The sequence below is a fragment of the Dietzia sp. Alg238-R159 genome (assembly GCF_900537145.1).
In the GTDB taxonomy this organism is placed as follows: Bacteria; Actinomycetota; Actinomycetes; order Mycobacteriales; family Mycobacteriaceae; genus Dietzia; species Dietzia kunjamensis.
Window position 1 is genome coordinate 76,923 of the sequence record NZ_UNRI01000007.1, and the last position, 23,402, is coordinate 100,324.

The following is a 23,402-nucleotide window of genomic DNA, read 5'->3' on the forward strand; positions in this document are numbered from 1 at the left end:
GCCGACCGGCCGGTCAGCCGGCCTCGGCCGCGTCGACGGCCCGGGCGTCCAGAGCCCGGACCATGTCGGCGGTCTGCTCGGCGATGATCCGCCGGAGGGCCGACGGGTGGGTCTCGTCCGCGACGACCTGCTCGAAACGCTCGACGGTGTCGCGGTCCACCGCCCAGGACGGGAAGAGCCCCTCGGCGACGGTCTGGGCGAGATCGCCGGGTCGTGCCCTCCACAGCGCAGTGACGTCGTCCAGGTAGCGCTCGCAGAGGCCGGTGAGCAGGTGCTCCTGACCGGGCAGGTCGACACCCAGGAGCGTGGCGCGCACGATCGCGTTGGTGGGGGCGTCGGCACCGGTCTCCAGCAGCAGCTGCTCGGCCTCCTCCTTGGCTCCGACGGTGGGGCGGGCGGCACGCGCGGTGGCGGCCCGCCGGGCTCCGCCGGCGGTGTCGTCGGTGGCCAGTTCCGCCTCGATGCGGTCGGTGTCCGCGGCGCCGGCGGCGACCAGCGCGGTGAGCACGGTCCAGCGTAGGTCCGTGTCGACGACGAGGCCGGGCAGTCCCGCCTCGTCGGCTCCGGCGTCGAGGAGCGTGGCGAGCACGCGCCCCTGATCGACACCGATGGGGCAGGCGCACAGGGCGGTGAGGAACGCCAGCTGGTGATCGGACCCCGCCTCGGCGTCGCGGGCCGCGGTGAGCATGGCCGCGGAGAACGTCTTCCAGCCGGTGGCGGCGGCCCAGTCCGGGTCGGCGTACCGGGCCAGGGCTGTCTGGGCCTGGGTGAGCACCCTCTGCACCACGCCGATGTGGGACTCACGCGGCACGGCCCGGGCCACGACCTCGACGAACCGGCGGGCCGGCAGGCGCCCCTCCCGCGTCATCTCCCACAGTGCGGACCAGCACAGCGTCCGCGCCAGCGGGTCCGCGACGTCCTCGAGCGACTCCAGGACGGTGGCCAGGGACCGCTCGTCGAGCCGGACCGAGCAGTAGGTCAGGTCGTCGTCGTTGGGCAGGATCAGATCGGGCACGTGCTGCCCGGCGAGCGAGGCGACGGGCGTCCGCTCGCCGGAGATGTCCAGCTCGGCCCGTTCGGTGCGCACGATCGCACCGGACCCGTCGCGGCTGTACAGGCCCACGCCGAGCCGGTGGGTGCGCAGCTCGCCGGCGCCCGGGGACGCCGGGCCCTGGACCACGGTCAGGTCGTCGATCGTGCGGGAGTCGCCACCTGTCGTGACCTCGACGGAGATCGGGTTGATGCCGGTCGTGCGCAGCCACTGGTCGGCCCAGCCCGACAGGTCGCGCCCCGACGATGCCTCCAGTGCGGAGAGCAGGTCGTCGAACCGGGCGTTACCGAAGGCGTGGTCGGCGAAGTACGCGCGCAGACCGGCCAGGAACGGCTCGCGACCGACATAGGCCACCAGCTGCTTGAGTACCGAGGCGCCCTTGGCGTAGGTGATCCCGTCGAAGTTCGTCTCCACCGTCTCCAGGTCGGTCATGTCCGCGGCGACGGGATGCGTGGAGGGCAGCTGGTCCTGGCGGTACGCCCACGACTTCTCCACGATCGCGAAGGTCGTCCAGGCGTCCGTGTACTGCGTCGCGTCGACCTGGGCCAGCACCGAGGCGAACGTGGCGAACGACTCGTTGAGCCACAGGTCGTCCCACCAGAACATGGTCACCAGATCGCCGAACCACATGTGGGCCATCTCGTGCAGGATCGTCTCGTTGCGCCGCTCGTAGCGGTAGCCGGTGGCCCGGGAGCGGAAGACGTAGTCCTCGAGGAACGTCACGGCACCGGCGTTCTCCATGGCACCGGCGTTGAACTCTGGGACGAATATCTGGTCGTACTTGCCGAACGCGTACGGCAGGCCGAACTCACGGTGGTAGAAGCCGAAGCCCTCCTTGGTCTCGGCGAACAGGCGTTCCGAGTCGAGGAACTCTGCCAGCGACGCCCGGCACAGCAGGCGTAGAGGGATGGTGCCGTGCTCGTCGGTGTAGGCGTCCTCCACCACGTGGTACGGGCCCGCGATGAGGGCGACCAGGTACGTCGACATGATCTCGGTGGGCGCGAAGCGGTGCACCACGCCACCGCCGGGGGCCGGGGACTCCTCGGCCGGGGTGTTGGCCACCACCACCCACTGCTCGGGCCCGGTCACCGTCAGGGTGTAGCGGGCCTTGAGGTCGGGCTGGTCGAAGCAGGCGAACACGCGCTTGGCGTCCGCCGTCTCGAACTGCGAGTAGAGATAGACCTCCCCGTCGGCCGGGTCGGACATCCGGTGCAGGCCCTCACCGGTGGTGGTGTACGCCAGATCGGCGTCCACGATCAGCTCATTCTTCGCCTGCAGGTCGGGCAGGGTGATGCCGTCCTCGTCGTCGTATCGCTCGTCGTCGTACCGCTCGTCGCCGGGGGCCGGGAACAGTTCCCGGCCGTTCAGGGTCGCCGACCGGATCACGGCCGCGCGGAGGTCGATGAAGGTCTCCGCACCCGGACGCGAGCAGGAGAACCGCACCACGGTGCGCGAACGGAAGGTGTCGGTCCCGGGACTGCCGTGGCCGTCGGTGAGATCGATCTCCACGTCGTACGACTCGACGGCGAGCAGTTCCGACCGGGCGGCGGCGTCGGCGCGGGTGAGGTTGAGCGAGCGCATCGGTGAGGACCTCGGTTCGGTGGGGGGTTCGGCTACCGCACCAGTCCTACCACCCGGCGGGGAGCCGAGGCGGCCGCAGTGGCGGCGGCCGCCGGAGACGGGGAGGATGGGGTCATGACATCAACTACCCGGTCCGCCACCCGCTCCGTCGACTTCTGGTTCGACCCGCTGTGTCCGTTCGCGTGGGTCACCAGCCGCTGGATCCTCGAGGTGGAGAAGGTCCGCGACATCTCTCTGACGTGGAACGTCATGAGCCTGTCCGTGCTCAACGAGGGTCGCGACCTGCCCGAGGACTACACGGCACTGATGCAGCGCGGCTGGGGGCCGGTGCGCGTGGCCATCGCCGCGGCGAAGCTCCACGGTCCGGAGGTCCTCGGGACGCTGTACACCGAGTTGGGCACCCGCATCCACGATCAGGGCCGCGGCATCGAGGACCCCACCGTGATCACCGAGGCGCTCCAGGCTGCAGGCCTGGACGCCGACCTCGCCGCCGCCGCGGGGACCGACGAGTACGACGACGAGCTGCGCGCCTCCCACCACCGTGGCATGGACCCGGTGGGCGACGAGGTCGGGACCCCGGTCCTCCACGTCGACGGCACCGCGTTCTTCGGTCCCGTCCTCACCCGCATCCCGCGAGGCGAGGACGCCGGCAAGGTCTTCGACGGCGCCGCCATGCTCGCCGATTACCCGTACTTCTTCGAGCTCAAGCGAAGCCGTACCGAGGACCCGCAGTTCGACTGAGACCCGGGGGTGGGGTCGCGGTCGCGCGTGGCAGAATCTCCGTCATGCGCATCTACCTGGGGGCGGACCACGCCGGCTTCGAGACCAAGAACGCCATCGCCGAGCACCTGAAGGCCTCCGGGCACGAGGTGGTCGACTGCGGCGCCCACACCTACGACGCCGAGGACGACTACCCGGCCTTCTGCATCGACGCGGCAGCCAAGGTCGTCGCGGACCCGGGCAGCCTCGGGATCGTGCTCGGCGGCTCCGGCAACGGCGAGCAGATCGCGGCCAACAAGGTCCCCGGCGCCCGCTGCGCCCTGGCGTGGAGCGTCGAGACCGCGCGGCTGGCGCGTGAGCACAACAACGCCCAGCTCATCGGCATCGGGGGCCGCATGCACTCGGAGGAGGAGGCGCTCGCGATCGTCGACGCCTTCCTCGACCAGGAGTGGTCGGGGGTCGAGCGTCATCAGCGGCGCATCGACATCCTCGCCGAGTACGAGCGCACCCACGAGGCCCCGCCCGTCCCCGGCGCCTGAGTCCCCGTGCCTGAAGGGCACACCCTTCACCGGCTGGCCCGCCTGCACACCGAGTACTTCGCAGGCGGGCCCGTTCGTGTGTCCAGCCCGCAGGGGCGGTTCGCCGACCACGTCAGCGTCGACGGTCGGCACTTCGACCACGCCACGGCCGTCGGTAAGCACCTCTTCCACCACTACGAGGGCGGCCTGGCCGTCCACATCCACCTGGGCCTCTACGGATTCTTCAACACCCACCTGGTGCTCGACGGACACGAGCCGCCCGCGCCGGTCGGCCAGGTGCGGATGCGCGTGAGCGACGCGCGCGGCGACGGCCCCGCCCACGTCATCGACCTGCGCGGGCCCACCCGGTGCGAGGTCATCGACGAGAAGGGCGTGGCCGAGGTGCACGCGCGTCTGGGTCCGGACCCCCTGGACCCGGGCGCCGACCCCGATCGGGCGTGGGCGCGGATCTCCCGCAGTTCGCGCACCATCGGCGCGCTGCTGATGGACCAGAAGGTGCTGGCCGGGGTGGGCAACGTCTACCGCGCCGAGGTGCTGTTCCGGGCCGGCCTCGACCCGTTCCGGCCGGGTGTGGAGTTGGGACGCGCTGAGTTCCACGCCCTGTGGGACGACCTCGTGGCGCTGATGGCAGTCGGTGTGGACACCGGGGGGATCGTGACGATCCGGCCCGAACACGACCACGGCGACGTCCCCAGGCGGGGCGCGGACCGGCCGCGCAACTACGTCTACCAACGTGACGGGTGGGCGTGCCGGGTGTGCGGGGACGAGATCCGCCTGCAGACCATGGAAGCCAGGACGTTGTTCTGGTGTCCGACGTGTCAGGCAGCGGAGTGATAGCCACGGGGATCCGGGTCGTCGAGATTTGTCGCTGATTTCACCGAGAAGGCCCGGCGTTGTCAGCCGGCGGGGGACGACAGCTGGCAGGGTCTGGCGTGAATTCGGTTTCTAGAGGCCGACCGGGACGCCGTCGGCCAGAGGAGGATCGGTGTCGTCGGAGACCGCCACATCCAGGCTCAAGTGGCAGCTCGCCGCAGTGGCGGGGGGTGCCATCGCGACCTCGCTGATAGTGGACAAGCTGCGGGACACGATCGTTCACCGTCAGACGGTGGGCCACTGGGACTGCCTACAGTCCAAGCGGGAGTACTCCACCTTCTACGGGCTCGTCCTCGATGCGCTCCCGGAAAAACCGGTGGTGCATGAGATCGCCACCGAGTTCGGGACCGTGCGCGCGCTCGAGTGGCGGGTCGAGGGTGGGGGGACACCCGTGCTCCTTCTCCCCGGCATGCGGTCGGGTGCCGTCATGTGGCAGGAGAACCTCGAGGAGTGGATCGGCCAGAGGAGCTTCCTGGCGGTCGACCCGCTCGGCGATGCGGGATTCTCCGCGCAGACCGTCCCGCTCCTGCGCTTCGAGCAGCAGGGCGAGTGGATCGCCCAGGTCGTCTCCACCCTTGGACTGGACAAGGTGCACGTCGTCGGACACAGCTTTGGCGGGGCCAGTGCGTGCGCCCACGCGATGGCCAGTCCCGAGCAGCTCGCCTCGTTGACCGTGATCGAACCGGTCATGGTGATCGATCGTCTTCCCGTCGGCGCCTTTCTCTGGGCGACGATGGCGCAGATGCCGTTGCCCGCCGGATGGCAGGCGATCGCTCTCGCCCGACTGGGGGGCACCACCGTCGAGGAGACACGCCGGGGCTCCGCGCTCGCCGACCTGATCGCGACGGCCTCGAAGCACTTCAGTCCGGCTCTGCCCGTGCCTCGCACTCTCACGGACGACGAATGGCGTCAGCTGCCCATGCCGGTGCGCGCTGATATCGCCGGGACGTCGTCTCTCGCGGGTGGACAGAAGGCGGTGGACCGCCTCCGCCGTCTCCGGCCGGAAGCTGACGTCACGCTCTGGCCGGATGCGACCCACTCACTGCCCATGCAGGAAAAGGAGGCGATCGGTGCCCAGCTTCTCGAATACTGGCGACGGATCGACGGTAGCGGGGCGATTCCCGCGGGATCTGTGGAGCGGGTGACGGGAATCGAACCCGCGTAGCCTGCTTGGAAGGCAGGGGCTTTACCATTAAGCTACACCCGCGTCGGCAGCCTGACCTGGCGTTTCATCCACGGTCACGCTCACGCCCGGACAACACTACCGGACCCTGGCGGCGCTCCCAACTCCCGGCCCGACAAGTCGGAATCGGCGGGCGGATGGCCCTGTCGTACACTGGGCGAGTTGGTTTGCGGCCCGGCGGATGTCCTGTGCATGATCGCGGGATGGTCGGCCGCGCGACTCACCGGGATGTGGCGCAGCTTGGTAGCGCATCCGCTTTGGGAGCGGAGGGTCGCAGGTTCGAATCCTGTCATCCCGACCAGCGGAGCCGAAAGACACGAACCCCACATGACTTCCTAGGAGAACATCACCGTGAAGAGCACTGTCGAGCAGCTCAACCCGACCCGGGTCAAGATCACCGTGGAGGTGCCGTTCGCGGAGCTCGAGCCGGATTTCGCCAAGGCCTACAAGTCGCTCGCCGGCCAGGTCAACATCCCGGGCTTCCGCCCGGGTAAGGCCCCGGCCAAGCTCCTCGAGTCGCGGATCGGTCGCCCGGCGGTCCTCGAGCAGGTCATCAACGACATGATCCCGTCGCGCTACAGCCAGGCCGTCGACGAGCACGAGCTCGTCGTGCTGGCCCAGCCCGAGATCGAGGTGACCAAGCTGGAGGACAACGACGTCGTCGAGTTCACCGCCGAGGTCGACATCCGCCCGGAGATCACCCTGCCGACCTTCGAGGACCTCGAGGTCACCGTCGAGGCCCCCGAGACCGACGAGGCCGCCGTCGACGCGGAGCTGGACAACCTGCGAGCCCGCTTCGGCACCCTCAAGGGCGTCGATCGCGGCGCCACCACGGGCGACTTCCTCTCGGTGGACCTGGCCGCGACCGTCGACGGCGAGCCCGTCGACGAAGCCTCCACCGAGGGACTGTCCTACGAGCTCGGCTCGGGCACCCTCGTCGAGGGCCTGGACGACGCGGCGGCGGGTCTCAAGGCCGGCGAGTCCAAGGAGTTCACCTCCTCGCTCGTCGCCGGTGACCACGCCGGCAAGGAGGCGGTCATCACCGTCACCGTTCAGTCCGTCAAGGAGCGCGAGCTGCCCGAGGCCGACGACGAGTTCGCGCAGATGGCCAGCGAGTTCGACACCCTCGACGAGCTCAAGGCCGATCTGACCGAGAAGGTCGCGCAGCAGGCCAAGGCCGGCCTCGCGGGCGAGATCCGCGACAAGGTCCTCGACGCGCTGATGGAGGCCACCGACGTCCCCACCCCGGAGGCGGTCGTCGAGTCCGAGGCCCACGCCCAGATGCACCAGCTCATCGACCAGTTCGGTGGCGACGCGTCCATCCTGGACCAGGCGCTGGCCGCCGAGGGCACCGACCGCGAGACCTTCGAGGCCGAGACCCGTGAGGGTGCCGCCCGCGCCATCCGCAGCCAGCTGCTGCTGGATGCCGTCGCCGAGCAGAACTCGACCGATGTCTCGCAGGAAGAGCTCACCCAGCACATCCTGTTCCAGGCCCAGCGCTACGGCATGGACCCCAACCAGTTCGTGCAGCAGATCCAGCAGGCCGGTCAGCTCGGCTCGCTGTTCTCCGACGTCCGCCGGTCCAAGGCTCTGGCCGACGTGATCGGCAAGGTCACTGTCAAGGACACCGAGGGCAACGTCGTCGACACCAGCGAGTTCTTCGGCACCGTCGAGGCCGACTCCGCCGACGGCGCCGATGACGCCGAGGCGACCGCGTCCGACGCCGACGAGACGGCAGCGGACGAGAAGGACTCCGAGGCCTGATCGTCCCCTGATCGACCCCCGACAGGGCCGGGACCGCATCACGCGGCCCCGGCCCTGTCGTCGTGGCCCCCGCGGCGGTACTGGTGGCCCGACGCTGAGAGCGAACACCCGCCCCGTCGGGACGGTTCCGTCGTGGGCGTTGGTTACTGTTTGACGTAACGGATACCCGGCCGCCGGACGGCCGGGCACCGCGGGAGCGGTGAGACGATCAGCGAAGGTAGGTACCCCGTGGCCCAGAACGGTTCAGCGGCACAGTCCGGTTCGATGCAACCCGCCCTCAGCTCGCCCGGATCCCCCGGGTTGACCCTCGGCGACTCGGTGTACGAACGTCTTCTGCAGGAGCGGATCATCTTCCTGGGCTCCCAGGTGGACGACGACATCGCCAACCGCCTCTGCGCCCAGATCCTCCTGCTCGCGGCGGAGGACCCCACCCGCGATATCGCGATGTACATCAACTCGCCCGGCGGCTCGGTGTCCGCTGGCATGGCAATTTTTGACACCATGCAGTTCGTCGAGTGCGACGTGGCGACGTATGCGATGGGGCTTGCGGCCTCGATGGGCCAGTTCCTCCTGGCCGCTGGTGCAAAGGGCAAGCGCTACGCCCTGCCGCACGCCAAGATCATGATGCATCAGCCCTCCGGCGGAGTCGGCGGGTCGGCCATCGACATCGCCATCCAGGCCGAGCAGCTCGCTCTGACCAAGAAGCAGATGGCCGAGCTTATTGCCGACCACACAGGTCAGACTTTCGAGCAGGTCACTGAGGACTCCGACCGCGACCGGTGGTTCACCGCGCAGCAGGCCAAGGAGTACGGGTTCGTCGACCACGTGATCACGCGCGCGTCCCAGACCGGCGGCACCTCGCCGTCGTGATCGAGCCCGCCGCCCACGGGAGCGCTCCCGCCGCACACCCAGCCCCGCACACGACAACGGAGTCACCGATGACCTCACTGCCGACCTCGCGCTACATCCTCCCGTCCTTCGTCGAGCATTCGAGCTACGGCGTCAAGGAATCCAACCCGTACAACAAGCTCTTCGAGGAGCGCATCATCTTCCTGGGCACCCAGGTCGACGACGCCTCGGCGAACGACATCATGGCCCAGCTCCTGGTCCTCGAGGGCCAGGACCCGGACCGCGACATCACCATGTACATCAACTCGCCGGGTGGCTCGTTCACCTCGCTCATGGCGATCTACGACACTATGCAGTACGTGCGCCCCGACATCGTGACGGTGTGCCTGGGGCAGGCCGCTTCGGCCGCAGCCGTCCTGCTCGCGGCGGGCACCAATGGGAAGCGGGCCGCGCTGCCCAACGCCCGCATCCTCATCCACCAGCCGTCGACCGGCGGCATGCAGGGGCAGGCATCGGATCTGGAGATCCAGGCCGCGGAGATCGAGCGGATGCGTCGTCTCATGGAGACCACCCTCGCGCGCCACACCGGTCACGATGCGGACAAGATCCGCAAGGACACCGACCGCGACAAGATCCTCACCGCCGCCGAGGCCAAGGACTACGGGATCCTCGACACCGTGTTCGACTACCGCAAGCTGTCGGCGACCAACTGACGCCCGGGCGGCGCGCCGCGGTGGGTAGCGGTGCGCCGTCGGGTCCAATGAACTGATCGCGCAGGGGTCGGATTTTCCGGTCTCCTCCGCGTACCGTCGACTATGGGGTCGGAGCTCGGACCCTGGAATGCGAGGACGTAGAACTCATGGCACGTGTTGGTGAGAGCGGTGACCTGTTGAAGTGCTCCTTCTGTGGGAAGAGCCAGAAGCAGGTCAAGAAGCTGATCGCCGGTCCCGGGGTCTACATCTGCGACGAGTGCATCGAGCTGTGTAACGAGATCATCGAGTCCGAGGTCGACGATTCCCAGGAGACGGGTCTGGACGAGTTGCCCAAGCCGTCCGAGATCCATGCGTTCCTCGACGAGTACGTGGTGGGTCAGGACGCCGCCAAGCGGAATCTCGCGGTGGCGGTCTACAACCACTACAAGCGCATCCGCGTGGGTGCCTCGCTCGGCCGTGGCGACGGGGTGGAGTTGGCCAAGTCCAACATCCTCATGCTCGGCCCCACCGGTTGTGGCAAGACCTACCTCGCCCAGACCCTCGCCAAGATGCTCAACGTGCCGTTCGCGATCGCCGACGCCACCGCGTTGACCGAGGCCGGGTATGTGGGTGAGGACGTGGAGAACATCCTCCTCAAGCTCATCCAGGCCGCGGATTACGACACCAAGCGGGCCGAGATGGGCATCATCTACATCGACGAGGTCGACAAGATCGCCCGCAAGGCCGAGAACCCCTCGATCACCCGCGACGTCTCCGGAGAGGGTGTCCAGCAGGCGCTGCTGAAGATCCTCGAGGGAACGCAGGCCTCGGTGCCGCCGCAGGGCGGACGCAAGCACCCGCACCAGGAGTTCATCCAGATCGACACGTCCAACGTGTTGTTCATCGTGGCCGGTGCCTTCCAGGGCCTCGAGAAGATCGTCGGCGACCGCGTGGGTCGCAAGGGGATGGGTTTCGGGTCCGAGGTCGCCAGTACGAGCTCCCTCGACACCACCGAGAACTTCAGCGAGGTCATGCCGGAGGACCTGGTGAAGTACGGGCTCATCCCCGAGTTCATCGGCCGCCTGCCCGTCGTGGCGACCGTGACCAGCCTGGACCGCGAGGCCCTGGTCAACATCCTCAGCGAGCCCAAGAACGCACTGGTCAAGCAGTACGCCCGACTCTTCGAGATGGACGGGGTCGAGCTCGAGTTCACCCCGGACGCCCTCGAGGCCGTCGCCGACCAGGCGATCCTGCGCGGGACCGGCGCCCGCGGGTTGCGCGCCATCATGGAGGAGGTCCTCCTGCCGGTCATGTACGACATCCCGGGTCGCGATGACGTCGCCCGCGTGGTGGTCACCGGCGAGACCGTGCGGGACAACGTCCTGCCGACGATCGTCCCCTTCTCCGACGAGGAGCCGCGCGAGCGTTCCGCCTGACACCGGACCCGTGAGAAGGCCCCCGCCACTCGGCGGGGGCCTTCCGTCGTCTCCGGCCCGGGCGGGCGCCGGGTCAGGCCGCGGCCCGCCGCTCCAGCAGCCTGGACGGCCATCCCCAGCACGATGCCCCAGAACGGCGCCGAGATCCCGAGCAACGACACGTCCGCGACGGTGACGAGCAGGCACACGAGCGGTCCGAGTGCCCGGTCGGTCCGGAACGCGGTGACGAACGCCGACTGCAGCGGCGCGAGCATCGCCAACCCGCCCAGGGCCGCGATGAACGCCGCGGGCGTGCCGAGGATGAGCCCGACGAAGGCCGGGGAGAAGAAGCCGACCATCAGGGCCAGGCCGCCGTTGGCGATCGCGGCGGCGTAGTGGCGGTCGCGCTCACCGGAGGAGACGAGCAGGGCGTTCGTCGGTCCGGTCAGGCACGTCGAGACCGCGCCGACCGCCGAGACCAGCAGGGACCAGACGCCGCACGCCACCGCGCATGCCGAGACCGGGGGGGTGGCGGCCCTTCGCGTGCAGGACCGCGATTCCCACGACCATCGCGGCGAGGATGGGCGGCACCACCCTGGCCAGGCGGGGGACGGCGCCGACGACGAGAAACGCGATCGCCATCGGCAGGGCCACCGCGGCGGAGGCCCACACGGCGTCGACCAACCCCAGCCCGAACCTGGGGAACACCCCGGCGACCATGGCCATGGTGATCGGCATGGGGATCCAGTCCATGAGCCGGCGGGCCAGGCCGGACAGCCCGACCAGCAGGATCAACACCCCGGTCACGACGTAGGCACCCAGGACCTCCGACCACCGCAGGTGCCCGAGCGAGTTGCCCACGATGACGGTGCCCGGGATGGTCCAGAAGAACGCCAGCGGCGTGCGGTAGGCCCAGCTCATGAGGATGGTGAGCAGTCCGTTGGCGAAGAACACGCCGAAGATCCACGAGGAGAACTGTGCGGGGGACAGGTCGCCCTGCCCGCCGGCGGCGAGGATGACGGCGACGGGGCCGGTCGCCGAGAATATGAGCGCGATCAGCGCGTTGGCGAACTCGCGGGGGCCGAGGTCGGCGAGGACCCGGCGGGGCGAGGGGCGCGCCACCGGGGCGGAATCGCGTCGGCGGCCGCGCGCGGGCGGTTGGCCGGTCGCGGTCGGGTCGGCGGGGCGGACGGTGGTGTCGTCCGGGGTTCCGTTGCTCACAGGTCTCCCGTGGGGTCGGGGTCGGTACGCAGGGAATCGATACGCGGGGAATCGATACGCGCTGAATCGATACGGGGCGAGTCGGTACGGAAGGGCTCGCTGCTGCGGGAGACGTGTGCGGCCAGCTCGGTGCGACCGCTCACTCCGAGCTTCGAGTAGATGCGGGTCAGGTGGTACTGGACGGTCTTGACCGACAGGAACAACTCCTCGGCCGCCTGGGCGTTGGTCCGGCCCGCGGCGACGAGCGTCGCGACCGCACTCTCCTGAGGCGTCAGGGTGCTGTTGCCCCCCGTCCTGGCCACGTCCACACCGCCCGCGCGTCGTTCGCGATCGCACCGCTCCACGTAGGCGCGGGCGCCCAGTTGCTCGTAGATGTCGCGGGCGGTGCCCAGCGCGAGGTGCGCCTCCCGGCGTCGGCCGGCCCTGCGCAGGGTCTGCCCGTAGCCGAAGTGCATGCGCGCGGAGTAGTAGGGCATGGCCAGGCCGTCTAGGTGGTCGAGACTGCGGCGGCATATCCGGGATGTCGAGTCCGGGCGGCCTCGTCGCGCGGGAGGTGTGTCGGTCAGACGCGCTCGAACACCGCCGCGAGCCCCTGGCCGCCTCCGATGCACATGGTCTCCAGGCCCCACTGCGCGTCGCGGCGCACCATCTCGCGCGACAGGGTGGCGAGCATGCGCGCCCCGGTGGCGCCGACGGGGTGGCCCAGGGAGATGCCGGAGCCGTGCGGGTTGAGGTGCTCGGAGGTGGGGTCGAGGTCCCACTCGCGCATCACGGACAGGGCCTGCGCGGCGAACGCCTCGTTGAGCTCGATGACATCCATGTCGGCGAGCGTGAGGCCGAGTCGGTCGAGCGCCTTGGCGGTGGCGGGGACCGGCCCGATGCCCATCGTCTCCGGTGCCACGCCCGCGACGGCCCACGAGGCAAGGCGGACCAGGGGGGTCAGTCCGAGGGAGGCGGCCCTGTCCGCGGTAGTGACGATGCACATCGCGGCACCGTCGTTCTGGCCGGAGGCGTTCCCGGCGGTCACGGTGGCCTCCGGGTCGGTGCGGCCCATGATGGGCCGCAGGCGCGCCAGCGCCTCGACGGAACTGTCGGCACGGGGATGCTCGTCGGTGTCGACGACGAGGTCGTCACCCTTGCGCTGCGGAACGGTCACCGGGACGATCTCCTCGGCGAACGCCCCGGACTCCTGCGCGGCCACGGCCCGCTGGTGGGACTGCACGGCCAACCGGTCCTGCTCGTCCCGGCTGATGCCGTACTCACGACGGAGGTTCTCGGCGGTCTCGATCATCCCGCCGTCGATGATGTGCGAGCGTCCGCCGACGGTCGTGCGAGCCCGGCCGAGACGGTCGACCAGCGAGATCCCGTCCCCGCGGATGCCCCAGCGGGGGCTCGGGGAAGCGTAGAACTCCACCTGGCTCATCGACTCGACGCCGCCGGCGACCACGAGGTCCATGCCGCCGGAGGCGACCTGGAGTGCGCCGGTGATGATCGCCTGGAGTCCGGAGCCGCAGCGCCGGTCGAGTTGCATGCCCGGCACGTCGATCCCCAGGGGGGAGTCGAGTGCGGCGATGCGGCCGATGGCGGGCCCCTCGCCGTTCGGGGAGCCCTGTCCCAGCACCACGTCGTCGACGTCGGCTCCGGTCAGGCCGGTGCGCTCGACGAGGGCGGTGAGCAGGTCGGTGGCCAGGGTGTTCGCGTCCAGGTCGCGGAACACCCCGCCGAAGCGTCCCACGGGGGTGCGCAGGGGTTGGCAGATGACGACGTCACGCATGGATTTTCCTCAGTTCGGGTTCAGCGGTTGACGATGGCGAGGTCGGCCGACAGTGCGCGGGCGGTGGCCAGCAGTTCGGGGATGACCTCGCCTGTGAGCTGGTCGGGGGAGTAGCGGGCGGCGTGGGTGGAGACGTTGAGGGCCGCGCTGACCGCGCCGTGGCGGTCGTGGACCGGTGCGGCCACCGAGCGCAGGCCGGGCTCGAGTTCCTGGTCGACGACGCACCACCCGCGCTCGGCCACCCGCGCCAGCTCCGCGCGGAGCGCTGACTCGTCGGCGAGGCCGTGGGGGGTGAGCGCCCGCAGGTCCGTCGCGTCGAGGTAGGCGTCGAGGTCCTCGGCGGGGAGCGAGGCGAGCAGGACCCGCCCCATCGACGTGGCGTAGGCGGGGAACCGGGTTCCGATGGTGATGCCGATGGTCATGATGCGACGCACCTGGACGCGCCCCACGTAGACGATGTCGGGGCCGTCGAGTACCGCCACGGACGAGGATTCGCCGAGTCGCGAGCTGAGTTTCTCCAGGTGCGGTTGGGCGAGGTCCGTCAGCGGGAGCGCCGACAGGTAGCTGTACCCGAGGTCGAGGACCCGGGGGGTGAGCCAGAAGACCGAGCCGGCCGTGTCCACGTAGCCCAGTTCGACGAGGGTGTGGAGGAAGCGGCGGGCGGTCGCCCGGGTCAGTCCGGTGTTGCGCGCGACATCACTGAGGGTCTGGCGTGGCTGGCGGGCGTCGAATGCCCGGATGACCGCCAGGCCGCGCGCGAGCGACTGGACGAAGTCGGGGGAGGCCGGGCGGTCCCCGCCGTCGTCTCCGGACCCGGTCGGGGACGACACCACGTCGGGGCGGGTCACGCCGCGCCCGTGTTTCGTGCGGCGTCGAGGTGTCGGCGGAGCGCGTCGGTGATGCGGTCCGGGATCTCGACGGTGGGCACGTGGGCTGCCGGGGAGACGACGACGAAGTCCGCTCCGGGCACCCCGTCGGCGATCTCGCGCAGTGCCTCCGGGGGAGTGGAGGGGTCCTCGTCCCCCGCGAGCACGAGGGTGGGGCAGGAGATCCGACCCAGCTCGGCGCGGTTGTCCCAGCCGGCCAGCGCGTCGCAGCAGGAGGCGTATCCCTCGGCCGGGGTGCCCAGGACCATCTCGCGGAGCCCGGCGACCAGCTCGGGCTCGGCCTCGGCCCGCGCGGCGGTGATCCACCGTGCGACGACGGCGTCGGCGACCGCGGCCGTCCCGCCCTCGCGGACCGCGGTGGCGCGATCGGCCCAGCCGGACGGTTCACCGAACTTCGCGGCGGTGCACAGGAGGGCGGTGGAGAGCACGCGGGTGGGTTCGTGGACGGCGAGCCACTGGGCCACCGCGCCACCGAGCGAGAGTCCGGCCACGTGGAACCGGTCCACGTCGATCGAGTCGAGCAGGGCCAGAACGTCGGCGGCCAGGTCGGCGATCGTGCAGGGGCCGGGGACGACCTCGGACGTGCCGTGGCCCCGGTGGTCCACCGCGACCACGGTGTGGTCGCGGGACAGGTCCCGGGCCTGCGCGTCCCACATCGAACGGTCGGACCCGAGTGATCCGAGGAGGACGAGGACGGGGGTGTCGTCGGACCGGGGTCCGCTGACCTCGTGGGACAGGGTGGCGGGCATGGTGTCGGTCCTCTCGTGCGTCTGGTCGCGGGCGGTGCGTTGCGTGGTGTGTGGTGCGCTCGGGCGCAGGCGCTCCACGTCGGTACCTGACCCACGATACCCGCATATCGTACGATGAGCGAACACTTGTACAAGATGCGAACACCGGATAGGGTTCGTGACATGACCAACAAGATCTTCTCGTCGGCCGCGGACGCGGTCGCGGACATCCCCGACGGTGCCTCCCTGGCCGTGGGCGGGTTCGGTCTGGTCGGCATCCCCGCCGTCCTCATCGACGCGCTCCTCGAGCAGGGCGCCACCGACCTGAGCACGGTGAGCAACAACTGCGGGACCGACGGTTTCGGCCTGGGCAAACTTCTGGAATCGCACCGGATCACCCGGACCACGGCCTCGTATGTCGGCGCCAACAAGGAGTTCGCCCGCCAGTACCTCTCCGGCGAGCTCGAGGTGGAGCTCACGCCGCAGGGCACGCTCGCCGAGCGCATGCGGGCCGGAGGCGCCGGCATCCCCGCCTTCTACACCCCGGCCGGCGTCGGCACGATGGTCGCCGACGGGGGCCTGCCGCTGCGTTACGACGGCGAGGGGGGCGTCGCCAAGGCGTCCGAGCCCAAGGAGGTCCGGGTCTTCGACGGCGAACAGTACGTCCTCGAGCGCGGGATCGTCACCGACTTCGCCCTGGTCCACGCCCACAGGGCCGACACCATGGGCAACCTGCAGTTCCGTGGGACGGCCCGCAACTTCAACCCGGACGTGGCCATGGCCGGTCGGATCACGATCGTGCAGGCCGAGGAGGTCGTAGAGCCGGGCGGGATCGACCCGGCCAACGTCCACATCCCCGGCATCTTCGTCCAACGGATCGTCGAGGTCGGCCGCCAGGAGACCGGCGTCGAGATCCGCACCACCAGGGAGGCCTGAGCCATGAGCTGGACCCACGAGCAGATGGCGGCCCGCATCGCCGCGGATTTCACCGACGGCCAATACGTCAACCTCGGTATCGGTATGCCCACCCTCATCCCCGGTTGTCTTCCCGAGGGTGTGCAGGTGACCCTCCACTCGGAGAACGGCATCCTCGGCGTCGGGCCGTACCCGACGGACGACGAGCTCGACCCCGAGATGATCAACGCCGGCAAGGAGACCATCACCGCCGAGGAGGGGGCGGCGTTCTTCTCGTCGTCGGAGTCCTTCGCCATGATCCGCGGCGGTCACGTCGACGTCGCCGTCCTCGGCGCTATGCAGGTCTCGCAGTCCGGCGACCTGTCCAACTGGATGGTCCCCGGCGCCATGGTCAAGGGCATGGGCGGTGCGATGGACCTCGTCCACGGCGCCGACCGCGTGATCGTGATGATGGACCACGTCACCCGCAAGGGCGACCTCAAGCTCATGCAGGAGAACACGCTCCCGTACACGGGCAAGGGCTGCGTCCAGCGGGTCGTCACCGACCTGTGCGTCCTCGACATCGCGCCGGAGGGCTTCCGGCTCGTCGAACTGGCGCCGGACGTGACGATCGACGAGGTCCGCCGGAAGACGGGCGCCGAGATCCACGCCTGAGTCGATCCACCCCGAGCCGACGCGCGGGTGGACGTCAGGTGTACACCGCCCGCGGAGGCGGGAGGCGGGGTCGGATTCTCGCTACTGTGGGAACCGACCCCGTCGTCGTCTCCGGAAGGTCCGCCCCGCATGAGCACCTCCACCCCGGTCACCGCCACCCCGGCCACCGTGACCGTCACCGGCGCCGCCGGAAAGATCGCCTACTCGTTGCTGTTCCGTCTCGCCTCCGGGCTGGTGTTCGGGCCCGGGACCCCGGTCCGCCTGCGTCTGCTCGACATCCCGTCGGCCGTGGTCGCGGCGGAGGGCGTCGCGATGGAGATCGAGGACTGCGCGCTCCCGCTGGTCGAGTCGATCGAGATCACCGACGACGTGGACACCGCGTTCGACGGCGCCAACGCGGCATTCCTGGTGGGCGCCAGGCCGCGCGGCAAGGGGATGGAGCGCGCCGACCTGCTCACCGCCAACGGGGCGATCTTCCGGGAACAGGGCCGCGCCATCAACGCCCACGCCGCTGACGACGTGCGGGTGGTGGTGGTCGGCAACCCCGCCAACACCAACGCCTACATCGCCCACCGACACGCGCCCGACGTCCCCGCCGGTCGCTTCACCGCCCTGATGCGGCTCGACCACAACCGCGCGCTCAGCCAGCTCGCCACCCGGCTGGGAGCGCCGGTCGCCGACCTGGACGGGGTGGTGGTCTGGGGCAACCACTCGGCCACCCAGTTCCCCGACGTGTCGTACCTGACGCGACGGGGCGAGCCGGTCACCTCCGGGCTCGACGAGGAGTGGTTGGCCGACACGTTCATCCCGCGGGTCGCGAACCGGGGAGCCGAGATCATCTCGGTGCGCGGATCGTCGTCGGCCGCCTCGGCCGCCGGCGCGGCGGTCGACCAGATGCGCGACTGGGTGCACGGCACCAGTGGGGAGAGCTGGACCACGGTCGCACTGCCGTCGGAGGGGCAGTACGGGACCGTGCCGGGTGTGGTGACGGGGTTGCCCTGCCGCAGCCGCGGCGCGGAGTGGGAGGTCGTCGAAGGACTGGCGATCGGGGACTTCCAACGAGCCCGCATCGACGCGTCGGTGGCGGAACTGGTCTCGGAGCGTGACGCCGTTCACGGACTGGGACTGGCCGACTGACCTCGGGTGCACCGGGGCTGACGGCGTGTGCCGGGCCCCGGCGTCCACGGCCTAGGATGGTCGGGTGACGACTCCAGCTTCTGCCTCCCCGAACACCGACCGCGCGGACGCCCTGCCCGCCTCCTGGAACCCAGGTGAGGTGGAAGGCGGGCTGTACCAGCGCTGGGTGGAGGCCGGCTACTTCGAGGCCGACCCGTCCAGCGACAAGCCCGCCTACTCGGTGGTGTTGCCGCCGCCCAACGTCACGGGCAGCCTGCACATGGGCCACGCGCTCGACCACACCCTCATGGACGTGCTCACGCGGCGCAAGCGCATGCAGGGCTTCGAGGTCCTGTGGCTGCCCGGCATGGACCATGCCGGGATCGCCACGCAGACCCTCGTGGACCGCAAGCTCCGCGACGAGGGGATCGACCGCCACGAGATCGGCCGCGAGGCGTTCATCGAGAAGGTCTGGGAATGGAAGCGCGAGTCCGGTGGGACCATCGGGGAGCAGATGCGTCGCCTCGGCGACGGTGTCGACTGGTCGCGTGAGCGGTTCACCCTCGACGACGGACTGTCGCGCGCGGTGCAGACCATCTTCAAGGAGCTCTACGACAGCGGTCTGATCTACCGCGCCGAGCGACTGGTCAACTGGTCGCCCACCCTGCAGACCGCGATCTCGGACATCGAGGTCAAGTACGCGGACGTCGAGGGCGAGCTGGTGAGCTTCCGCTACGGCTCGATGGACGACTCCGAGCCGCACCTGGTCGTGGCCACGACCCGGCTCGAGACGATGCTCGGTGACACCGCGATCGCCGTCCATCCCTCCGACGAGCGCTACGCGCACCTGGTGGGCACCGAGATTCCGCACCCGTTCCGTGAGGGGTGGACCATGCGCGTGGTCGCGGACGACTACGTCGATCCCGAGTTCGGGACCGGCGCGGTGAAGGTCACGCCCGCGCACGACCCCAACGACTTCGCGATCGGCCAGCGTCACGGCCTCGAGATGCCCACGATCATGGACGCCACCGGCCACATCGCCGGGACCGGGACCCGCTACGACGGCATGGACCGTTTCGACGCCCGCAAGGCCGTCCGGGAGGACCTCGCCGAGCAGGGGCGCATCGTCAAGGAGGTGCGTCCGTATCTGCACTCGGTGGGCCACTCCGAACGGTCCGGCGAGCCGATCGAGCCGCGGCTGTCGCTCCAGTGGTGGGTGCGGGTCGAGGAGCTGGCGAGGATGGCCGGGGACGCCGTGCGCGACGGTGACACGGTGATCCACCCGACGAGCCAGGAACCGCGCTGGTTCGACTGGGTCGACGACATGCACGACTGGTGCATCTCCCGTCAGCTGTGGTGGGGTCACCGCATCCCGATCTGGTACGGACCCGACGGCGACGTGGTCTGCGTGGGACCCGGCGAGGAGCCGCCCGCCGGGTACACGCAGGACACCGACGTGCTCGACACGTGGTTCTCCTCCGGACTGTGGCCGTTCTCCACCATGGGCTGGCCCGGGCGCACCGCCGACCTCGAGCGGTTCTACCCGACGTCCGTCCTGGTCACCGGGTACGACATCCTCTTCTTCTGGGTGGCACGGATGATGATGTTCGGCACCTTCGTGGGCCGGACCCTCACCGGCGACAAGGCCGCTCCGGGGAAGGTTCCGTTCACCGACGTCTTCCTCCACGGCCTCGTGCGCGACGAGCACGGCCAGAAGATGTCCAAGTCCAAGGGCAACGGCATCGACCCGCTCGACTGGGTGGACCGCTTCGGCGCCGACGCCCTGCGCTTCACCCTGGCCCGCGGGGCCAACCCGGGCGGCGACCTGTCGGTCGGGGACGACGCCGCCCAGGCGTCCCGCAATTTCGCCACCAAGCTGTTCAACGCCACCCGCTTCGCGCTGATGAACGGGGCGAAGGTGGGCGAACTGCCCGCCGCATCCGCGCTCACCGATGCCGACCGGTGGATCCTGCACCGGCTCGGGGAGGTGCGGGTGGGCGTCGACGACGCGCTGGACCGCTATGAGTTCTCCAAGGCGTGCGAGGCCCTGTACCACTTCGCCTGGGACGAGGTGTGCGACTGGTACCTCGAGCTCGCGAAGGTCCAGTTCGGTTCGGACGACGACGCGCGCGCCTCCGAGCGAGCCGAGAACACGAGACTCGTCCTCGGACACGTGTTGGACGTCCTCATGCGGATGCTGCACCCGGTGATCCCGTTCGTCACGGAGACGCTGTGGACCGCACTGACCGAACGGGAGTCCGTGGTGGTCGCGGACTGGCCCACCGACGTGGCGCCGGCCGATGACGCCACGGGGCCGGTCCGCCGCGTGGCCGACGCCCAGACCCTCGTCACCGAGATCCGGCGGTTCCGCTCCGACCAGGGCCTCAAGCCCGGTCAGCGGGTGCCGGCACGGATCTCCGGCGTGGACGCCGCCGACCTGCCGGTGGACCTGCTCGCCCAGGTGTGCGCGCTCGCCCGGCTGACCCCGGCCGCCGAGGACTTCACCGCCACGGCCTCGCTCGAGGTCCGGCTCGGGTTGTCGACGGTAGACGTGGAGATCGACACCTCCGGGACGATCGACCTCGCCGCCGAGCGACGCAGGTTGGAGAAGGATCTCGCCGCCGCCCGCAAGGAACTCGAGACCACCGGTGCCAAACTCGGCAACGAGGCGTTCCTGGGCAAGGCGCCCGACCACGTCGTCGACAAGATCCGCGGTCGCCGCGACCTCGCCGAGGCCGAGGTCTCCCGGATCACCGCCCGGCTCGAGTCGATGCCGGCAGGAAGTGACCCCGCGTGAGCGATCGACAGTGGCTCCCACCGCACGACCCGAGCGAGGGGTGGGACACCCCGACCGAGGAGGACGTCGCCGAGATGCTCGGCGAGGACGGCCTCGTCTCGGGCGTCCCGCTCGGTGGTCCGATCCCGGGTGACGAGGACGGCGACGGCGACGATCACCTGCCGCCGCGCCCGGTCCCCGAGGTCGGCAGCCCCGAATGGCAGGCCGACGCGGCCGACCTGGCCGCGGTCGAGGAGGAACTGACGACCCGCTGGCCGGAGTCCCGCCTCGAGCCGAGCCTGGACCGGATCGCCGAGCTGATGTCCGTGCTCGGCGATCCGCAGCACGCGTACCCCGTGGTCCACGTGGCGGGCACCAACGGCAAGACATCGGTCACGCGGATGGTCGACGCGCTGCTGCGGGCCCTGCACCAGCGCACCGGACGCAACTCCAGCCCCCACCTGCAGAGCGTCACCGAGCGCATCGCGCTCGACGGGGAGCCGGTCACCGCCCGCACCTTCGTGGACACCTACCGCGAACTCCAGCCCTATCTCGAGCTCGTCGACCAGCGGTCCGAGGAGGCCGGCGGCCCACGGATGAGCTACTTCGAGGTGCTGACCGCGATGGCGTTCGCCGCGTTCGCCGACGCACCGGTCGAGGTGGCGGTCGTGGAGACGGGGATGGGCGGGACGTGGGACGCCACGAACGTGGTCCGGCCCGCCGTCGCCGTGATCACCCCCGTCGGCCTGGACCACACCGACTACCTGGGCGAGGACCTCGCGACGATCGCGGGGGAGAAGGCCGGGATCATCCAGCCGGGCCCGGAGGACGACCTGCTGCCGCGGGACCCGATCGCCGTGATCGGACGCCAGGAGCCCGAGGCCATGGACGTCCTGCTGCGTCGCGCCGTGGAGGTGGGCGCGGTCGTCGCCCGCCTCGGTTCGGAGTTCGACGTCGTCGAGCGACGGGTCGCCGTCGGTGGCCAGCAACTCACCCTGCGAGGCCTCGGGGGCGAGTACCCCGAGGTGTTCCTCCCGCTGTTCGGGGAGCACCAGGCCGAGAACGCCGCGACCGCGCTCGCGGCCGTCGAGGCGTTCTTCGGCGCGGGCCCGGACAGGGCCCTGGACCCGGAACTCATCCGTGCCGGCTTCGCGGCGGTCGACAATCCCGGGCGCCTCGAGCGGCTCAGCTCCAGCCCCACCGTCCTGGTGGACGCCGCCCACAACGGACACGGCGGACGCGCACTCGCCGAGGCTGTCACCTCGGAGTTCGACTTCAAGCGGCTGGTCGCCGTGGTCGCGATGCTCGACGGCAAAGATGCCGACGCGTTTCTCGCCGCACTCGAGCCGGTGGTGGAGGAGGTCGTCGTCACCCGGGCCGCCTCATCGCGCGCGATGGACCCGGGCGACCTCGCACGCATCGCCGAGGAACGGTTCACCGCCCAGCGCGTCCACGTGGTGGACACCCTGCCCGACGCGGTCAGCGCGGCCCTCGACCTGGTCGGGGTCCCGGATCCGACCGCGGACGACGACGTCTCGGGCGTCGGCGTGCTCATCGCGGGTTCCGTGGTGACCGCCGGGGCCGCCCGCAGCCTGTTCGGAAAGGACGCACAGTGACCGACCCGACCCCCGGCCCCCGGGGCGCCGCGCACGAGCCCTCGGTGGACCCGTGGAAGGGGCTGCGGGGCATCATGGCCGGCACTCTCGTGCTCGAGGCGATCGTGATCGGTCTGGTGCTGACGGTCATCGCCCGGCTCGACGGCGGCGCCCACTTCCAGCCGTGGAAGGTGTGGTTCGTCAGCCTCCTCGCGGTCGCGATGCTCGTGGCCAGTGGACTCCAGCGCAAGCCCTGGGCGATCCCGCTGAACCTCACGCTCGCGGGTCTGGCCGTCGCCGGCTGGGCCGTGCACTGGTCGATGGGGGTCTGCGGCCTGATGTTCGCCGCGGTCTGGGCGTACATCCTGTACCTGCGCCGGGACCTGACCCGCCGGATGGCCGGTGGCTATCTGCCCAGCCAGCACGACTGACGGCTCCGGACGGTCGGCGTGGACACCGGGCTTGTAGGATCGCCCTCGTGACCGAGAGAACTTTCTTCCTCATCAAGCCCGACGGTGTCGAGCGCGCGCTGACCGGGACCATCCTGGCCCGTATCGAGGCCAAGGGCCTCAAGATCGTCGCCATGGACATGCGTCAGGTGTCCCAGGAGACGGCGGCCGAGCACTACGCCGAGCACTCCGAGCGTCCGTTCTACGGGGACCTGCTCGAGTTCATCACCTCCGGTCCGGTCGTCGCCGGCGTGCTCGAGGGGCCCCGGGCGATCGCCGCGTGGCGTCAGCTCGCCGGGGGCACCGACCCGGTGGAGAAGGCCGCGCCCGGCTCCATCCGTGGCGACTTCGGTCTCGAGACCCAGTTCAACCTCGTCCACGGCTCGGACTCCGAGGAGTCCGCCGCCAGTGAGATCGCGCTCTGGTTCCCCGGTCTGTAGATCCCCGTCCTCCCGCAGTGATCGAGCTGCGCGCCCGTCGGCCCCGAGGCCCGGCGGGCGCGTTTGCGTTCGGTGGTGCCGGGCGACGACGTTTCGGCGGCGGGTGTGGGAGAATGGTCGAAGCCCATCCTGGCGAGTGGACCACCAGTCCGCCCCGGAACGGGCGCCCGCCACCCGTGG

The 23,402-nt window shown here is 70.3% G+C and carries 20 protein-coding genes, 2 tRNA genes and 2 pseudogenes; 16 read left to right on the forward strand and 8 right to left on the reverse strand.

The genetic code is table 11. From position 1 onward, the window contains the following. Nucleotides 1-13: 13 nt before the first annotated feature. On the reverse strand, nucleotides 14-2,632 hold the full coding sequence (gene pepN, locus G6R20_RS14755; protein ID WP_163376817.1) for an aminopeptidase N: 2,619 nt from the start codon (nucleotides 2,630-2,632) through the stop codon (nucleotides 14-16). Nucleotides 2,633-2,746: 114 nt separating this feature from the next. Between pepN and G6R20_RS14760 the strand changes: the two genes are divergently transcribed. From G6R20_RS14760 to G6R20_RS14775, 4 genes are all read left to right on the forward strand, one after another. Continuing rightward, nucleotides 2,747-3,373 (forward strand): DsbA family protein, encoded by a 627-nt coding sequence (locus tag G6R20_RS14760; protein ID WP_067719785.1) that lies wholly within the window; start codon nucleotides 2,747-2,749, stop codon nucleotides 3,371-3,373. Between the two features lie 44 nt (nucleotides 3,374-3,417). After that, nucleotides 3,418-3,891: a ribose-5-phosphate isomerase gene (locus G6R20_RS14765; protein WP_067719781.1), complete on the forward strand. Its 474-nt coding sequence runs from the start codon at nucleotides 3,418-3,420 to the stop codon at nucleotides 3,889-3,891. Between the two features lie 6 nt (nucleotides 3,892-3,897). Next, entirely contained in the window at nucleotides 3,898-4,725 is an 828-nt protein-coding gene (locus G6R20_RS14770; protein ID WP_067719779.1) for a DNA-formamidopyrimidine glycosylase family protein, read from the forward strand. A gap of 151 nt (nucleotides 4,726-4,876) precedes the next feature. Continuing rightward, nucleotides 4,877-5,929, forward strand: coding sequence for an alpha/beta hydrolase (locus tag G6R20_RS14775; RefSeq protein ID WP_082924104.1), 1,053 nt, complete (start codon nucleotides 4,877-4,879; stop codon nucleotides 5,927-5,929). Here the strand turns inward: G6R20_RS14775 and G6R20_RS14780 are convergent. Continuing rightward, a tRNA-Gly gene (locus tag G6R20_RS14780) sits at nucleotides 5,898-5,971 on the reverse strand. The genes G6R20_RS14775 and G6R20_RS14780 overlap by 32 nt on opposite strands. A 200-nt stretch (nucleotides 5,972-6,171) precedes the next feature. On the opposite strand from G6R20_RS14780, the gene G6R20_RS14785 reads away from it, so the two are divergent. The 5 genes from G6R20_RS14785 to clpX all read left to right on the forward strand — a co-directional run bounded on the left by G6R20_RS14785 (nucleotide 6,172) and on the right by clpX (nucleotide 10,688). After that, nucleotides 6,172-6,248 (forward strand) — tRNA-Pro (locus tag G6R20_RS14785). A 50-nt stretch (nucleotides 6,249-6,298) separates the two neighbouring features. Further along, nucleotides 6,299-7,711 (forward strand): trigger factor, encoded by a 1,413-nt coding sequence (gene tig / locus G6R20_RS14790; protein ID WP_067719775.1) that lies wholly within the window; start codon nucleotides 6,299-6,301, stop codon nucleotides 7,709-7,711. A 264-nt stretch (nucleotides 7,712-7,975) separates the two neighbouring features. Next, nucleotides 7,976-8,581 (forward strand): ATP-dependent Clp protease proteolytic subunit, encoded by a 606-nt coding sequence (locus G6R20_RS14795; RefSeq protein ID WP_132062052.1) that lies wholly within the window; start codon nucleotides 7,976-7,978, stop codon nucleotides 8,579-8,581. Nucleotides 8,582-8,649: 68 nt separating this feature from the next. Beyond that, nucleotides 8,650-9,273: an ATP-dependent Clp protease proteolytic subunit gene (locus G6R20_RS14800; RefSeq protein ID WP_067719768.1), complete on the forward strand. Its 624-nt coding sequence runs from the start codon at nucleotides 8,650-8,652 to the stop codon at nucleotides 9,271-9,273. A 146-nt stretch (nucleotides 9,274-9,419) separates the two neighbouring features. After that, nucleotides 9,420-10,688 (forward strand): ATP-dependent Clp protease ATP-binding subunit ClpX, encoded by a 1,269-nt coding sequence (gene clpX / locus G6R20_RS14805; RefSeq protein ID WP_067719765.1) that lies wholly within the window; start codon nucleotides 9,420-9,422, stop codon nucleotides 10,686-10,688. A 161-nt stretch (nucleotides 10,689-10,849) separates the two neighbouring features. Here clpX and G6R20_RS18845 read toward each other — a convergent pair. From G6R20_RS18845 to pcaD, 6 genes and pseudogenes are all read right to left on the reverse strand, one after another. Then, nucleotides 10,850-11,173 (reverse strand): annotated as a pseudogene (locus G6R20_RS18845) (benzoate/H(+) symporter BenE family transporter); the annotation flags it as partial. Beyond that, nucleotides 11,076-11,888 carry a benzoate/H(+) symporter BenE family transporter gene (locus tag G6R20_RS14810; protein WP_240341494.1) on the reverse strand — a complete coding sequence of 271 codons (813 nt, stop codon included), beginning with the start codon at nucleotides 11,886-11,888 and terminating at the stop codon, nucleotides 11,076-11,078. The gene G6R20_RS14810 and the pseudogene G6R20_RS18845, both read right to left, overlap by 98 nt. Before the next feature lie 116 nt (nucleotides 11,889-12,004). After that, nucleotides 12,005-12,391 (reverse strand): annotated as a pseudogene (locus G6R20_RS14815) (helix-turn-helix transcriptional regulator); the annotation flags it as partial. Nucleotides 12,392-12,450: 59 nt separating this feature from the next. Beyond that, a complete protein-coding gene (locus G6R20_RS14820) occupies nucleotides 12,451-13,662 on the reverse strand; it encodes an acetyl-CoA C-acetyltransferase (protein WP_119193193.1) in 1,212 nt (403 codons plus the stop codon). Between the two features lie 20 nt (nucleotides 13,663-13,682). Continuing rightward, complete coding sequence (locus G6R20_RS14825; RefSeq protein ID WP_132062132.1) at nucleotides 13,683-14,492, reverse strand: IclR family transcriptional regulator; 810 nt, start codon at nucleotides 14,490-14,492, stop codon at nucleotides 13,683-13,685. Nucleotides 14,493-14,506: 14 nt separating this feature from the next. After that, on the reverse strand, nucleotides 14,507-15,298 hold the full coding sequence (pcaD, locus tag G6R20_RS14830; protein WP_132062046.1) for a 3-oxoadipate enol-lactonase: 792 nt from the start codon (nucleotides 15,296-15,298) through the stop codon (nucleotides 14,507-14,509). A gap of 162 nt (nucleotides 15,299-15,460) precedes the next feature. Here pcaD and G6R20_RS14835 point away from each other — a divergent pair, with 162 nt between their 5' ends. The 7 genes from G6R20_RS14835 to ndk all read left to right on the forward strand — a co-directional run bounded on the left by G6R20_RS14835 (nucleotide 15,461) and on the right by ndk (nucleotide 23,222). Then, the gene (locus tag G6R20_RS14835) at nucleotides 15,461-16,213 is read left to right on the forward strand and encodes a CoA transferase subunit A (RefSeq protein ID WP_120286322.1); all 753 of its coding nucleotides are present in this window, start codon (nucleotides 15,461-15,463) and stop codon (nucleotides 16,211-16,213) included. 3 nt (nucleotides 16,214-16,216) lie between these two features. Continuing rightward, nucleotides 16,217-16,846 (forward strand): 3-oxoacid CoA-transferase subunit B, encoded by a 630-nt coding sequence (locus tag G6R20_RS14840; RefSeq protein ID WP_132062044.1) that lies wholly within the window; start codon nucleotides 16,217-16,219, stop codon nucleotides 16,844-16,846. Between the two features lie 129 nt (nucleotides 16,847-16,975). After that, nucleotides 16,976-17,983, forward strand: coding sequence for a malate dehydrogenase (locus tag G6R20_RS14845; protein ID WP_067719743.1), 1,008 nt, complete (start codon nucleotides 16,976-16,978; stop codon nucleotides 17,981-17,983). 64 nt (nucleotides 17,984-18,047) lie between these two features. Beyond that, the gene (locus tag G6R20_RS14850; RefSeq protein ID WP_163376819.1) at nucleotides 18,048-20,759 is read left to right on the forward strand and encodes a valine--tRNA ligase; all 2,712 of its coding nucleotides are present in this window, start codon (nucleotides 18,048-18,050) and stop codon (nucleotides 20,757-20,759) included. Further along, nucleotides 20,756-22,354 carry a folylpolyglutamate synthase/dihydrofolate synthase family protein gene (locus G6R20_RS14855; protein WP_205475904.1) on the forward strand — a complete coding sequence of 533 codons (1,599 nt, stop codon included), beginning with the start codon at nucleotides 20,756-20,758 and terminating at the stop codon, nucleotides 22,352-22,354. The genes G6R20_RS14850 and G6R20_RS14855 overlap by 4 nt, the downstream gene beginning before the upstream one ends. Continuing rightward, nucleotides 22,351-22,764, forward strand: a complete 414-nt coding sequence (locus tag G6R20_RS14860) for a DUF4233 domain-containing protein (protein ID WP_067719739.1) — start codon at nucleotides 22,351-22,353, stop codon at nucleotides 22,762-22,764. Before G6R20_RS14855 ends, G6R20_RS14860 begins: the two co-directional genes overlap by 4 nt. 47 nt (nucleotides 22,765-22,811) lie before the next feature. Beyond that, nucleotides 22,812-23,222 carry a nucleoside-diphosphate kinase gene (gene ndk / locus G6R20_RS14865; protein ID WP_120286318.1) on the forward strand — a complete coding sequence of 137 codons (411 nt, stop codon included), beginning with the start codon at nucleotides 22,812-22,814 and terminating at the stop codon, nucleotides 23,220-23,222. The last annotated feature ends 180 nt before the right edge of the window (nucleotides 23,223-23,402 follow it).

Excerpts from the sequence above, each read along its gene's own strand:
- pepN (WP_163376817.1), bottom strand. The coding sequence starts at position 2,632 with ATGCGCTCGCTCAACCTCACCCGCGCCGACGCCGCCGCCCGGTCGGAA.
- G6R20_RS14760 (WP_067719785.1), top strand. The coding sequence starts at position 2,747 with ATGACATCAACTACCCGGTCCGCCACCCGCTCCGTCGACTTCTGGTTC.
- G6R20_RS14765 (WP_067719781.1), top strand. The coding sequence starts at position 3,418 with ATGCGCATCTACCTGGGGGCGGACCACGCCGGCTTCGAGACCAAGAAC.
- G6R20_RS14795 (WP_132062052.1), top strand. The coding sequence starts at position 7,976 with ATGCAACCCGCCCTCAGCTCGCCCGGATCCCCCGGGTTGACCCTCGGC.
- G6R20_RS14800 (WP_067719768.1), top strand. The coding sequence starts at position 8,650 with ATGACCTCACTGCCGACCTCGCGCTACATCCTCCCGTCCTTCGTCGAG.
- clpX (WP_067719765.1), top strand. The coding sequence starts at position 9,420 with ATGGCACGTGTTGGTGAGAGCGGTGACCTGTTGAAGTGCTCCTTCTGT.
- G6R20_RS14820 (WP_119193193.1), bottom strand. The coding sequence starts at position 13,662 with ATGCGTGACGTCGTCATCTGCCAACCCCTGCGCACCCCCGTGGGACGC.
- pcaD (WP_132062046.1), bottom strand. The coding sequence starts at position 15,298 with ATGCCCGCCACCCTGTCCCACGAGGTCAGCGGACCCCGGTCCGACGAC.
- G6R20_RS14835 (WP_120286322.1), top strand. The coding sequence starts at position 15,461 with ATGACCAACAAGATCTTCTCGTCGGCCGCGGACGCGGTCGCGGACATC.
- G6R20_RS14840 (WP_132062044.1), top strand. The coding sequence starts at position 16,217 with ATGAGCTGGACCCACGAGCAGATGGCGGCCCGCATCGCCGCGGATTTC.
- G6R20_RS14845 (WP_067719743.1), top strand. The coding sequence starts at position 16,976 with ATGAGCACCTCCACCCCGGTCACCGCCACCCCGGCCACCGTGACCGTC.